The 1,540-nt window shown below is 48.6% G+C and carries 1 protein-coding gene; it reads right to left on the reverse strand.

Going from position 1 to position 1,540, the window contains the following annotated elements; all coding sequences use genetic code 11:
• Positions 1-192: 192 nt before the first annotated feature.
• Positions 193-1,540 (reverse strand): hypothetical protein (locus KDK18_RS12895; protein ID WP_257255333.1); only part of this gene is annotated, 1,348 nt, incomplete at its 5' end.

The following is a 1,540-nucleotide window of genomic DNA, read 5'->3' on the forward strand; positions in this document are numbered from 1 at the left end:
GATCGAGATAGTCGAGAGTGAGCTTGAAGGCAGTGGCAACGGTAGACCACATCAGGGCAGTGGCCAGAGCATAAAGACAGGCTTTGGTTTGTGAAGACATACAGTGTCGAGTCGAAAGAGATGGATATCAGCCTGGCTGAGGCTGCTGAATCGTGTCTTATATCACGACAATCTACTTTTCGCTATGGAGATTTAAGAAACTCCGCTCATACCGTTCATTTTCAGGAAATTATCCAGGATCGCTTCTTGCATCCTGAGAAAGTGGAAGGCTGTTGTCGTGTCAGCGGTCTCGGGGTTTGCCAGAAGGGTTTCCATGGCACTGTTGATACGCTGGCGGGAGTTCGTGATGAGCTGAGTGTCATTTTCCGAGAGGATTTTACTGGGCAGTTTGGCACCTATGGCATATTGATAGCACTGATTCCTGAAGCTTCTCATCGTATCCTTGAATTGATTCAGGGCTTTGTCGTTTTCAAACGCTGTCGTGTTCAGAAGCGCATTATTGATCTGCCTGTAAACCTCTGGCTGACAACGAACGACATGCAGGTTTATGGATCGCTCGTCAAGCTCAGGTTTTTTCATAAAGTCTGAGTCTATTTGTGCCCCCTTGCTGTCTCTTAATATCACTGTGGGCAGGGGAGAGTGTGGGATCTTGGCTTTTCTTCTTTGTAACTTTTGTTTGCGTGCCTGAATGTCTTGAATGGCCTTCGATGTATCCTGTCTCTGTTCCGTGACCCGTCTGAGTTCCTGCTCCACTGCTTCCAGGTCGTGATCAAGTCTATCATTCCGGACTCTCAAATCGGCTAATTGCTGTTCAAACACCCAACGATGCAAGCGGGCTTTTTCAAGGGAAGTTACTGTGTGGTTTTGAAGGTTTCCGGAAGGCTGAACCTGATATTGGGTCGCACTTTGCAAGACTGGATGTTGCTCAGCTACGGATTGTTCCATTGCATTTTGTTGCCTGCCGGGTAAATCTTTGATTCCATGTTGGTCATAAAGTCTGGTGATTTCTGCCTGCAACTGCTCGTGGCTTAATGACGCTGGTGCTTGCGCGGCTTCGGGAGCAGCGCTCTCCATCTTGTCGATAAAGCTTTCCAACTCCACTTTCAGCCTGTCTTTTAACGCTTCCATACTACTGAGTTCGGGGCTTTCAATTAGCCCCCTATGCCAGTGTCCCAGCTCGTCCTGCCAACCCATCAGTTTTTCCTGAAACCGCCTGATGTCGTGCAGGTTGAGGGGCAAATCCGGATCTATGTTTCTGCGCAGACAGTGCGCTCTAAAACCATCATGGCCCGGTAAGAATCGCTCAGCCAGTTGTTGTCTCCTCTGACCGAGTGATTTGAGCTGAGCAGCCTGTCCCAGATCTGAAAGCACAATCATGTATTTGGTCACCGCCAGTTTGATCAGACCAGGCAGTGAGCCTGCGTTTGTCATTACACTTTTAACATCGTCACAGAAGACTTTTATTTCGTGATAACCCAGTGTGGCACGTTTACCCGTGAGAAAATCTCTGAGCACGGCTGCCTGATCATCAAAGCTGCGG

Source organism: Endozoicomonas sp. SESOKO3, from assembly GCF_024606255.1.